10 protein-coding genes and 2 pseudogenes are annotated in these 12279 nt (G+C 43.8%); all 12 read left to right on the forward strand.

Going from position 1 to position 12279, the window contains the following annotated elements; genetic code table 11:
• Positions 1 to 102 precede the first annotated feature (102 nt).
• On the forward strand, positions 103 to 1188 hold the full coding sequence (locus tag JCM14505_RS07085; RefSeq protein ID WP_054653683.1) for a sensor histidine kinase: 1086 nt from the start codon (positions 103 to 105) through the stop codon (positions 1186 to 1188).
• Positions 1172 to 2377 carry a D-alanyl-D-alanine carboxypeptidase family protein gene (locus JCM14505_RS07090; protein ID WP_054653686.1) on the forward strand — a complete coding sequence of 402 codons (1206 nt, stop codon included), beginning with the start codon at positions 1172 to 1174 and terminating at the stop codon, positions 2375 to 2377. The genes JCM14505_RS07085 and JCM14505_RS07090 overlap by 17 nt, the downstream gene beginning before the upstream one ends.
• Positions 2378 to 2471: 94 nt before the next feature.
• A complete protein-coding gene (locus tag JCM14505_RS07095; protein WP_156249861.1) occupies positions 2472 to 3266 on the forward strand; it encodes an AzlC family ABC transporter permease in 795 nt (264 codons plus the stop codon).
• An 11-nt stretch (positions 3267 to 3277) separates the two neighbouring features.
• Positions 3278 to 3689 (forward strand): annotated as a pseudogene (locus JCM14505_RS07100) (AzlD domain-containing protein).
• An 85-nt stretch (positions 3690 to 3774) separates the two neighbouring features.
• Positions 3775 to 4805: pseudogene (locus JCM14505_RS07105) on the forward strand (AI-2E family transporter).
• Positions 4802 to 6463 (forward strand): formate--tetrahydrofolate ligase, encoded by a 1662-nt coding sequence (locus tag JCM14505_RS07110; RefSeq protein WP_054653690.1) that lies wholly within the window; start codon positions 4802 to 4804, stop codon positions 6461 to 6463. The pseudogene JCM14505_RS07105 and the gene JCM14505_RS07110 overlap by 4 nt, the downstream one beginning before the upstream one ends.
• Positions 6464 to 6482: 19 nt before the next feature.
• Positions 6483 to 7778 carry an adenylosuccinate lyase gene (gene purB / locus JCM14505_RS07115; RefSeq protein WP_054653692.1) on the forward strand — a complete coding sequence of 432 codons (1296 nt, stop codon included), beginning with the start codon at positions 6483 to 6485 and terminating at the stop codon, positions 7776 to 7778.
• A gap of 86 nt (positions 7779 to 7864) precedes the next feature.
• Entirely contained in the window at positions 7865 to 8560 is a 696-nt protein-coding gene (locus tag JCM14505_RS07120; RefSeq protein ID WP_054653693.1) for a 2,3-diphosphoglycerate-dependent phosphoglycerate mutase, read from the forward strand.
• A gap of 129 nt (positions 8561 to 8689) precedes the next feature.
• A complete protein-coding gene (locus JCM14505_RS07125) occupies positions 8690 to 9721 on the forward strand; it encodes a hypothetical protein (protein WP_054653695.1) in 1032 nt (343 codons plus the stop codon).
• Between the two features lie 96 nt (positions 9722 to 9817).
• A complete protein-coding gene (locus JCM14505_RS07130) occupies positions 9818 to 10186 on the forward strand; it encodes a cupredoxin domain-containing protein (RefSeq protein ID WP_054653697.1) in 369 nt (122 codons plus the stop codon).
• Positions 10187 to 10195: 9 nt separating this feature from the next.
• Positions 10196 to 10483 carry a hypothetical protein gene (locus JCM14505_RS07135; protein WP_054653699.1) on the forward strand — a complete coding sequence of 96 codons (288 nt, stop codon included), beginning with the start codon at positions 10196 to 10198 and terminating at the stop codon, positions 10481 to 10483.
• On the forward strand, positions 10434 to 12110 hold the full coding sequence (locus tag JCM14505_RS07140; protein ID WP_082405662.1) for a heavy metal translocating P-type ATPase: 1677 nt from the start codon (positions 10434 to 10436) through the stop codon (positions 12108 to 12110). Before JCM14505_RS07135 ends, JCM14505_RS07140 begins: the two co-directional genes overlap by 50 nt.
• The last annotated feature ends 169 nt before the right edge of the window (positions 12111 to 12279 follow it).

Raw genomic sequence — 12279 nt, forward strand, 5'->3', positions numbered from 1 at the left:
CCTTTTCTTTTGAAGTTAACAGAGAGGATGGATCAGTGATGTTACGTTTAACTCCCCGCGAAAAAAAGTTCCCTATTGTTTGAGGGGATTTTAACCGTTATTATGCTTGGGTTGATTAACTTGGCTATTTTTACGATTGTCCAAGGTTTTTTATTTGACCATCCTGAAATGCAAGTTGGGTTCTTTGTGATTCGCCAATCATTTGATTTAGGTCCGGTCCATACCCGCATTGTTGGGTATCACCAGGTGTTAGTTTTAATCTTTATCGTCGTTGATATTTGGGTGCTCGTGTGGCGGTTGAAACGGCGAAAACGGCAATATCAATTAGATCATATTATTCGGGAACTGCATTATATTGCGCAAGGCCATCTTGATCATCGGATTGATTTTAGTTTAACGGGGCGCGAACAAGATGTGATTACGAGTGTCAATGCCTTAGTCGATAGTGCTGTGAAATCGATGGAAGAAGAACGTGAAATCGAAAAATCAAAGGATGAACTGATTACAAATGTAAGCCATGATTTACGGACGCCGTTGACGAGTATTATTGGCTACTTAGGCTTAATTGAAAATCATCAATACCGCAGTGAAGAAGAGATTGTTGAGTTTGCCAACATTGCGTATACTAAGGCCACACAAATGAAAACGATGGTTGAAGATTTATTTGAGTACACGCAAGTCCAATTTAATGATCGTCAGTTAGAATTTCAGCCGGTTGATTTAACCCAATTACTCGATCAAGTCGCAGCTAGTTTTGAGTTAACGGCGCAAAAACAAGGAATTCAAATTCAAACGCACTTTACTTTGAGTCCATTAATGATTGAAGCTGAAGCGAGTCAATTAGGACGAGTCTTTAGCAATTTAGTCGCCAATGCGTTGAAATATGGTGATGGTGCGACCGTAATTAAGTTAAGTGCGAATGTGATGGATGATGAAGCCATTGTTGATGTCGCTAATGACGGGGTGCCAATTCCAGCTCGCTCGGTTAATCGGTTGTTTGAACGCTTTTACCGGGTTGAAAGTTCGCGCTCGAAACAAACGGGTGGGGCAGGCTTAGGTTTGGCGATTGTTCAAAGTATCGTGGAAAAACATCATGGGCAGGTCAGTGTGATGTCGAACCAAGCTTTAACGACGTTTACCGTCCGACTGCCATTGAAACAAGGAGTATCTGATGAAACGAAAGCATAAATTTTGGATGGGTAGTATTTTACTTTGGTGCAGTGTAGGCTTATTGTTGCCAACATCAACGGTGCAGGCTGCAACGAGTGTCCAAACGCACGTCCAAGCCAAAGCAGCGGTCATGATTGATGTGCAAACGGGCCAGCTTATTGCACAACAAAATGCTAAGCAAGCGCTACCGATTGCTTCGTTAAGTAAATTACTAACTTTATTAGTGGTTGAACGCGCCGTAGCGAAGCAACAATTACGGTGGGATGAGCAAGTTAAGGCGCAACCTGATGAGGTTAAATTGTCACATAATCCGCTGTATTCAAACGTGCCATTGGATACCCATCAAAGGTATTCAATTCAACAATTAGCGGCCGCGGCGATGGTAAAGTCGGCTGATGGCGCTACCATCACCTTAGCGAAGGCAGCTGGTGGTGATTTAACGCATTTTACTAAGGAAATGCAAACGACGGCGCACCAAGTGGGAGTAAAAGACGCCCAGTTATATAATCCGGTTGGGTTAGCGGATGGTGATATGGGGGCTTACCAAAATCCGCGCATTCCGGATCAAGCTGAAAATCAAATGTCAGCTATTAGTGTCGCTAAAATTGCGCGGCAAGTAGTGAACCAAGATGCGATGACTGTACAATTAGCTAAGCAACCAAGTTTAGCTTGGCAAGGGCGGATGGTTAAAAATACCAATGAATTGCTAGGGACGGTCAAGATTGGTAATGATCAAGTCGAAATTAAGGGACTGAAAACGGGGACCTCTGAGGGAGCCGGGCAGTGTTTAGTAACTTTGGGGATTGTTAGAGGTCGGCGCGTAATTACGGTGGTTTTAAATGCTAATAATCGTTTCCAAGTTACCAAGGATCTATATCAACAAGCATTAACTAAGATGCGAGTGCAACCAATTCATTATCAAGCGATGATTAAAACTTGGCAGGGCCAGCCGGGCCGGGTTACGGTGGCAACCAAGCAGGCGGCCTTATGGTTACCAAAGGGGCAACCGCGACCACAAGGAAAGTTAGTTTGGCGGACCAAGCAACGGTGGGGCTGGCGGTATCAAGCGCCACTCAGCACGAAACAAGTTGTTGCAACCGTTAATTATCAAGGGATTCCAAGTGTTAGCGGTTCGCAAGTGCGGATTGCGTTAACGCCGACAAGTCCGGTTAAAAAGACGCCAAGTTGGTTTGACTTAGGAAAATAACGTAAAACGCTAGACGGACGAATTGATAATGAGCTAAAATATACTTTGGTATTTATAAAATGCAGCTTACTCGATAATGGAGGAGAGGAAAGTTTTGGCTACGCATCATGTTAACCCAGAAAAGCGCTGGTTATCCGTCCTTGGTGACGCGATGCCATTGTGTTTAAGTTATGCCCCAATCGGTTTAGCGTGTGGGATTTTACTTCACGCCGCTGGGTTTAACTTTATTATGACGTTTTTAGTTTCGATTCTTGTTTATTCTGGTGGGGGGCAATTTATTTTAGCCTCACTGCTGGTGGCTAATGCCCCAGTTAGTACCATTTTCTTAACAATTTTCTTTTTAGAATTGCGGTACGCATTATTGGGGACCAGTTTATCTAAGTATTTGCGTAATGATAAACCGTGGGATGTGTTTAAATTTGCCTTTTCATTGAATGATGAAAATTATGCAATTAATTATTTAAAGTACGCTACGGATAAGCAATGGACGGTTAAAGATGCTACGATGGTTGAACATTTTGCGTTAGCATCATGGGCCGGCGGGAATTTAGTCGGCGCCCTAGTTGGTAGTACCATCACGATTGATTTAGAAATTATTAAATTTGCGTTAACGGCAATGTTCTTATACATGATTGTAATGCAAGTCCGGAAGCGGATTACATTATTAGTTTGCTTGGTGTCAGCAGTTACTTCAATTTACTTCTTGATGTTAACGAAGAGTACAATCGGGTTGATTATCTCGACTTTATTGGCCTCCTTAGTTGGGTTCATGATTGAAGATTACTTGCGGCGCAAGCATACGAATTTAAAAGATGCGTGGTTGATGCGAGAATTCTTGCGACCATCATCATTGCGTAAAACGGTTGAAGAAAAGCAAACTAGCAAGTAGAGTGATTAAGTATGGTTAATTTATTACAACAATCATTACCGGTAGCCGCTGTGAATACCGACTACCGCTTTCATATTTTTGTCATTATCATGGCGGCAATTGCGGCTTTTTTTACCGCGGTATATTCCGTTATTAATTTTTACAAGTCGGGATTTACCAGCTTGGTTTAATGAATGGATGAAATATGTGCCGGTGAGCTTATTTACGGCCTTAGTTGTTAAAGATATTTTTCTTGATAGTAAGTACATGCCAGTAATCGATCATTTTGAGACGTTTGGCCGGGAAATGATGGCGTATGGGCATGTCAGCCACATTTTAGCAGGATTATTAGTGATGGTGATTGCTTATTTTACCCGCTCAATGGTCGTGTCGGTGTTAGCCGGCCTTCTTTTGGTGTGGTTAATTTCGATGGTGATTGCTTAATTTTGTCGGTGTGAGTTTTGGTAAGGAGGAATTATTTTCCAGCTGACCAACTCTTTTTTATGGTCAAAAAGGAGGCGTGCAATTAATGGAAAATGCGTGGCAACGATTTATTGAACATACGACTTTGCGGCGGGGAGTGGTCTTAGCGGCGTTGATGTTATTCTTGTGGTCAATCAGAGCGGTGATGACGGAAGTTTTATTGACGTTTATTTTTACGTATTTAATTGTGCATTGGTTACGGTTGATTCAGCGTAAAGTTCCGTGGTTACCGACAATAGTGACAGCGTTAGTGACGTATGCAGTTTTGATTATCTTGGTATACCTAGGCGTGACGAAGTATTTACCAATGTTAATTAATCAAGTCGTCAAAATGGTGGATTATTTAATCAAATATAGTCAAAGCACGGATATGCAGTGGTTGACGAAGAATTTATCGCATTACATTAGCATGAAAGAAATTACGGCCCAAGTTCGGAATTGGCTTACTGTCGGTATTAACACGATTACTACGGTCGGGAATTTTACGGTTTCCTTTGTGATGGCAATTATCTTGAGTTTCTTTTATGCCATTGAATTGGAACAAATGAATCATTTTTCACGCCAATTTTTGCAAAGTAAAGTCGCGGGCTGGCTATTTAAAGATTTGAATTTCTTTGGCCAAAATTTGTTAATACCTTTGGGGTCGTCTTAGAAGCGCAATTCTTTATTGCCCTTACTAATACGGTCATTACGGCGGTTTGTTTAATCGTGATGCAGATGCCGCAAGTTTTAGCGTTATCGGTTATGGTGTTTGGGCTAAGCTTGGTGCCGGTGGCGGGGGTGATTATCTCACTAGTTCCGTTATGTATGGTAGGGTATAATACGGGTGGAATGCGGTATATCATTTATCTTTTAATTATGATTGCGGTAATTCACGCGATTGAAGCGTATGTTTTAAACCCCAAATTCATGGCCAGTCGGACAGAATTGCCAATTTTTTATACTTTTGTCGTGTTATTAGTTGGCGAGCATTTCTTTGGCGTGTGGGGACTATTGGTCGGAGTACCAATCTTTACATTTTTCTTAGACATTTTAGGGATTAAGCCGGTAAAACCGGTACAGGAGGTAGCAAAATGACAACCGATTTATCAATTGCCCAAGCAGCCAAGTTAGAACCGATTACCAAAATTGCGGCCAAAACTGGTTTACAACCGGCCGAAATTGAACTTTATGGGGATACGAAGGCGAAAATTAAGTTGCCGGTGACTGATCGGAAGCACCAGAGCGGTAAGTTAATCTTAGTAACTTCAATTAATCCAACGCCGGCGGGGGAAGGTAAGTCAACGGTCTTAGTTGGACTCGGCGATGCGTTGAATCAATTAAAGCATCAAACCATTATCGCGATGCGTGAACCATCAATGGGGCCCGTCTTTGGGATGAAAGGTGGGGCCACGGGTGGTGGTTATAGCCAAGTTGTCCCAATGGAAGAAATTAATTTACACTTTACGGGTGACTTCCATGCCATTACGAGTGCTAATAATACGTTAGCGGCCTTAATTGATAATTACATTATGCGTGATAATACTTTGCAATTAGATCCGCGGCGGGTAATTTGGAAACGGGTGGAAGATGTGAATGACCGGGCGTTACGGAATGTCGTGACAGGATTAGGTGGTGTCATGCAAGGTGTTCCACGTGAAACGGGCTTTGATATTACGCCAGCTTCGGAAATCATGGCCATTTTATGTTTAGCCACTGATTTAGCCGATTTAAAACGGCGGGTTAATCAAATTGTTGTTGGTTACACTTACGATCAAACGCCAGTCACGGTGGGCGAATTAGGGTTTGGTGATGTGGTAACGATTCTCTTAAAAGATGCCATTAAGCCAAATCTCGTGCAAACACTTGCGCATACCCCGACGATTATTCATGGGGGCCCATTTGCCAATATTGCCCATGGTTGTAATAGTGTGATTGCGACCCAAACGGCAATGAAATTAGCTGATTATACCGTTACAGAAGCGGGCTTTGGGGCTGACTTAGGGGCCGAAAAATTCCTTGATATTAAGACCCGCGCGCTTGGGGCCAATCCAGACGCTGTAGTGGTGGTGGCCACGATTCGGGCGTTGAAATATAACGGTGGGGCAGCCCTCGCTGACTTAACGACGGAAGATCTATCGTCGTTGGAGGCGGGAATGCCGAACTTATTAAAGCATTTAAAGAATTTACGGCAATATAATTTACCGTTAGTAGTGGCGATTAATCGGTTTACGAGTGATACCGAAGCGGAAATTAACTTAGTAAAGCAAGCGTGTGCTACGTTAGGGATTGAAGCGATTACGACGGATGCTTGGGCGCAAGGGGGGCAAGGGACGCAAGACCTAGCCCGGGCAGTGGTCAAATTAACTGAACAAGCCAATGATTTTCAGCCACTCTATGATTTAGACGCTGACGTGGCGGCGAAGATCACAACGGTGGCCCGTCAGATTTACGGTGCCAAGGAAGTTGAATTTAGTAAAAAGGCGCAACGGCAATTGGCGACGATTAAAGCCAACGGTTGGGATCAGTTACCAGTCTGTATCGCGAAAACGCAATATTCGTTGACGGATGACCCGGCTGAATTAGGGGCGCCAAGTGATTTTGTCTTCCACATTCGGGAGCTGGTTCCTAAATTAGGGGCAGGTTTTATCGTGGCTTTAGCGGGATCGATGTTAACGATGCCGGGCTTACCAAAAGTACCAGCGGCCGTGAAGATGACAATTGATGATAATGGTAAAATTGACGGGATGTTTTAAAAAGTGAGGAATAAAAGCGATGATTGATCGTTATACGCGACCAGCAATGGCAGCTGTCTGGTCAGAAGAAAATAAGTATCAAAGTTGGTTAGCGGTTGAATTAGCGGTGGATGAAGCGTGGCAACAAGCTGGCGTCATTCCCGCCGCTGATATTGCGGCGTTAAAGCAAAATGCCAAAATTGATGTTGAACGGATTGCTGAAATTGAAGCGACGACGCATCATGATGTGATTGCGTTTACCCGGGCGTTATCCGAAACGCTAGGGGAAGAAAAGAAGTGGGTTCACTATGGTTTAACCAGTACCGACGTCGTTGATACGGCTCAAGGGCTTCGCTTGAAGCAAGCCAATGATATTTTGCGCCAAGATTTAGCTGATTTAGCTGATGTATTAGCTACCCGCGCGCGTGAATTCAAGACCACGGTTTGTATGGGGCGGACGCATGGGGTGCATGCGGAACCAACGACCTTTGGATTAAAGTTAGCTCGGTGGTATAGCGAAGTTAAGCGCGATCAAGACCGCTTTGAACATGCCGCCAAAGGCGTAGAAGCGGGTAAAATTAGTGGTGCCGTGGGGACATTTGCGGAAGTCGGTCCTGAAATTGAAGCGGCCGTTTGTGACCAACTTGGTTTAACGGCCCAACCAATTTCAACCCAAGTTTTACCACGGGATTTACATGCCGAATACATTGCCACGTTGGCGTTATGTGCGACGACGATTGAAAATATCGCGACTGAAATTCGGGCCTTACAACGGACGGAAATTCATGAAGTGGAAGAACACTTTGCCAAAGGCCAAAAGGGTTCTTCAGCGATGCCGCATAAGCGGAATCCGATTAGTTCGGAAAACTTAACGGGAATGGCCCGGGTGATGCGAGGACATGTCGTAACGGCTTATGAAAATGTTAGTCTGTGGCATGAACGAGACATTTCACATTCCAGTGCGGAACGGGTAATTTTACCAGATACGACGATTGGCTTGGATTACATGTTGAATCGGATGACCCGGTTGCTGAAGAACTTAGATGTTTTCCCGGAAACAATGAAACGGAACATGGATAAGACGCTTGGTTTAATTTACAGTGGTCGTGTTTTATTGAAGTTGGTGGAAAGCGGGATGAGTCGTGAAGCAGCTTATGACTTAATTCAACCATACACGGCGCAAAGTTGGGATCAACAAGTGCCATTCCGGCCATTGTTAGAAGCTGATCCAACAATCCAACAACAATTAACACCATCCCAATTAGACGATGCATTTGATTATCGGTGGCATTTACGCCATGTGGATGATGTCTTTAAACGGTTGGGGTTAGATTAATCAAGTTCCAAGACTTTAAATTTAAGGATAAATGCTTTAAAATAATTAATGAATTTGACAATTGTCAGGAAAGAGGTATTTAGTTCATGGCTAAGTTAGTTTTAATCCGTCACGGACAAAGTGAATGGAACCTTGCTAACCTATTTACGGGTTGGGAAGACGTTGATTTAAGTGAAAAGGGTGTAGCCCAAGCTAAGGCAGCTGGGGAAGCCATCAAGGAACATGGCATCGAATTTGATTACGCCTACACTTCTGTTTTAAAGCGGGCCATCAAGACGTTGCACTACGCCTTAGAAGAATCAGACCAAATGTGGGTTCCAGAATTTAAGACGTGGCGTTTAAACGAACGTCACTACGGGGCTTTGCAAGGTAAGAATAAGGCCGATGCAGCTGAAAAGTACGGTGAAGAACAAGTTCACATTTGGCGTCGTTCATACGATGTTTTACCACCATTGTTGAGTGCGGATGATGAAGGTTCAGCTGCTAACGATCGTCGTTACGCTAACCTTGACCCTCGGACGATTCCAGGTGGGGAAAACTTAAAGGTAACGTTGGAACGGGTAATTCCACTTTGGGAAGACGAAATTGCACCTAAGTTACTTGATGGTAAGAACATCATCATTGCCGCTCATGGTAACTCACTTCGGGCTTTGAGCAAGTACATCGAAAACATTTCTGATGAAGACATCATGGGACTCGAAATGTCCACTGGGGAACCAGTTGTTTACGACTTTGACGACAAGTTAAACGTCTTAAGCAAGGACAAGTACCCAGTTGACTAATCAGAACGGTTAGTTAGGTTTAAAAGTCGCGGCTAGGCTGCGACTTTTTTTACTTGAATGATAAAAAATTGGTAATTGAGAGTAAGTTTGGTATGATACTTACATCAATAAGTTAGGAATGAGGATCATATGAACAATCAAGTTTCATTTAAAAAGTTACGGGCGACGATGAAGGAAACGCTCGGGAATGGTGGCTATAAAAAGTCAGTTTTAGCCATGGTCGTAATTAATTTATTATTGTTAGTGGCCTATCTAGTGATGGCCTGGGCAATGATGGTGATGAGTCGTTACACGTTAATGACGTTAATGAGCTCAATGCAATATCTCATGATGGGGATGGGTGCTTATGTCCTGCCCTCAATTATGATGATGTTACTGGTGGTCTTAGTATTATTTGGGCTTTTGGTGGTTGTTTACTTGTTGGGTGTTAGTGCGAACACGGCGATGTTATACGCAATCCAGGATTTACAAGCTGATCACACGAAAGTTGTTAACTTTAAGGCTGTCATGGAAATGTTTGGGAATTTAAACAAAAGCCAAGTCATTCGAGTGGTCTTATACCAAGGGCTGTTTATGTGGTTGTGGACGTTACCATTTAACCTGCTAGATAACTTCGCGGGGAATAATATGGTCATCAAATGGACGTTGACCGCGTTGACATATTTAGTGTTAATTTGGAAAGAATTACAATATTCCCAAAGTCTCTTGATTCTACGTGCGCAACGGGCTAGTTTAGTTGGTCAATCAATGCGCCATGTGGTAACGGCAAGTAAGCGTTACATGCAAGGTTTGATGTGGAATTACTTAGGGTATGCGTTACTTTATCTTGGTTTACCAGTGGCGGTGTTGACAGCATTAGCCGTTGAGAGTGGGGTTGGCTTAACGCAAGTTGGGGCGCCGGCTTGGGTGGTTCCAACGATTCTGGTGGTGTTAGTCATCTTATGCTTACTATATGTCCCAGTTATGTTAACGTTCCAAGTTAGTTACTTTAATTTAACCAAGAGTTCGCTTAAATTAGATCAATTAATGGTTGATCGGTTAGTCCCAATGGTCATTTTAACGGGTGAACAAACGTGGGATACTTACCAACCACAAAATGATGATGCGCCAAGTAAGAAACGGAAATTATTTGCGCGTAAATTAACGGCTCATCGGAAATAAAACAAAAAAAAGTGCTCAGTTATTGAGCGCTTTTTTGTTTCTGAAGGTAATGGCGAGTACAATAAACACATAAAAATAAATTGGAGGCGTTTAAAAATGACAGTGCTAGTTGGGATTATTTGTGTGGTGTTAATTGCCGGAATTGCGTGGTGGTTTTTTGGCCATCATGCAACCACGGCGACGGCTGCGAAAGTAATTGACGGTCAACAAGTAGTTGATATTACGGTGCAAGGAGGATATTCACCGGATCAAGTGACGTTGCAACAAGGGATGCCAGCCGTGTTGCGTTTCCATCAATTGGACGCTTCGAGTTGTCTGGATGAAGTGGTGTTTCCGGAACTCGGGATCCAACAAGCGTTGCCGTATCAATCAACCCAAAGCGTCGAGATTGATACGACCAAGGCTGGTGAATACAATTGGGCTTGTGGGATGAATATGTTCCACGGAAAAGTTACGGTTAAATAAGGAGGGACTATGTCAATTCAACGACGCCTGATTTGGTCAAGTGTGTTAACGCTCCCAGTGGCCATCCAAATGTTCTTGATGTTAACAACGAATGAGATGAATCCACTTTGGGATTGGTTAGCGTTGGCTTGTGCCACGTTAGTTATCGTAGTTGGGGCGGGGGAAATGTATAAAAGTGCTTGGTACGCCTTTTTAAATCACCACGCCAATATGGATACATTAGTGGCATTAGGAACTTTAACGGCCTATTTGGCTAGTATTTGGGGGATGGTCACTCACCGGGCGGTCTTTTTTTGATAGTGTAGCCTTTGTAGTGACATTTGTGTTGCTTGGGCAGGTGTTAGAGAAACGAATGCGTAAGCAAACGGAGGCTGCCTTAGCTGGCTTGGCGGATTTACAAGCGAAAGTGGCTCAAGTGCGCCAAGGGGACCAAGTGGTTGAATTACCAATTGAGCAAGTTGGAATTGGTATGCACGTATTAGTTGCCAAAGGCGAAGTAATTCCAGTTGATGGAGTGGTGATGGCCGGCGTTGCGAAAGTAAACGAAGCGATGGTAACTGGTGAAAGTGAGTTAGTTACGAAACAAGTTCACGAACGCGTCATTGGCGGAACGCAATTGGTAAGTGGCGACTTAGAAATTGTCGTTGACCATGTTGGAGCGGAGACGGTTCTCGCTAAAATTGTGGCCCTCGTTAAACAGGCGCAAACCAGTCAAAGCCCCGTACAAGCGTTGGTTGATAAAATTTCGGCTGTATTTGTACCGCTGGTGATGATGGTAGCGATCGCGACCTTCGCGATTTGGTATTTAGGGTTAAATGTAAGTGGTCCCAAGGCCTTGGAATTTGCCGTAGCGGTGTTAGTGATTGCGTGTCCGTGTGCCCTTGGGTTAGCGACGCCCGCGGCGTTAGTAGTTGGTGTTGGTCGGGCGGCGAAGGCCGGTTTAGTCGTTCGGAATGCAGAGGCGTTGATGGCTCTGCCTAAATTAGATGCCATAGTTTTTGATAAGACGGGGACGTTAACCGAGGGAAAGCCGGTTGTCGTTGAAACCTGGGGAGATTTAACGTCAGTAGCGGACTTCATGGTGAGTTTGGAAGCTGGGGTTGAACATCCTTTAGCGCAAGCGATTGTTGATTATTATCCAACCGCGGTGAAACATGAGGTAGCTGGAGTACAAGTGATTGCTGGGCAAGGGGTGAAAGGAAACGTGGCTGGGCATGAAGTGTTAATTGGGAATGAACAATTAATGGCGGGAGCTACTTGGCCAGCTGATTTACAAGCGTTTAAGGAAGTCTTACCAATGATGACACACACACCAGTATTAGTAGCAATTGATTATCAAATTGTTGGTGGTTTATCGATTGCAGACGGTTTACGTCCTGAAGTGCCAAGGGTATTACAACAACTAGCTTCTGTAATCCCAGAACGGATAATTCTAACGGGGGATAAAGCGCCAGTGGCGAACGAACTAGTTGCTACTAATCAGTTGGCGATTAGTCAGGTGTTAGCTGAGGTAAGTCCCCAAGATAAGGCCCATCAAATTATGATGTTGCAAGCAACGGGGAAAAAAGTTGCTTTTGTCGGTGACGGAATCAATGATGCGCCGGCATTAACAATGGCTGATGTCGGAATTGTGATGGGGTCAGGAGTTAACGTCGCGTTGCAGTCAGGGGATGTGGTGTTATTGCACAATGATTTGCGATTGCTTCCCTTGGCGGTCAACTTAGGCCGGGCATTAGCAACGCAAATTAAAGTTAATCTTTGGTGGGCGATGATTTACAACCTGCTTGGAATTCCGGTCGCAGCAGGATGCTTGGTTAGTTTTGGGGTGACGTTAACTCCAGCGGTAGCAGGAATGGCAATGGCATTAAGTTCGGTATCGGTGCTACTTAGTTCGTTAACCTTAAAATGGCGGGAATTCAAATAATTAAATTAATTTATGGATATCTATTGACGAATATGGATGGGGTTGGTATTATAAGAAAGTTGTTTCTGACAGATAAGTGTTAACGAAATTGTTCGTTAAATAATTCATAAAAAAGTGTTGCATAAGCATTGGATATGAGTTATACTTAAGAAGTTGTCAGATGGGGCAA

The organism is Limosilactobacillus equigenerosi DSM 18793 = JCM 14505 (assembly GCF_001311375.1).
Lineage (GTDB): Bacteria > Bacillota > Bacilli > Lactobacillales > Lactobacillaceae > Limosilactobacillus > Limosilactobacillus equigenerosi.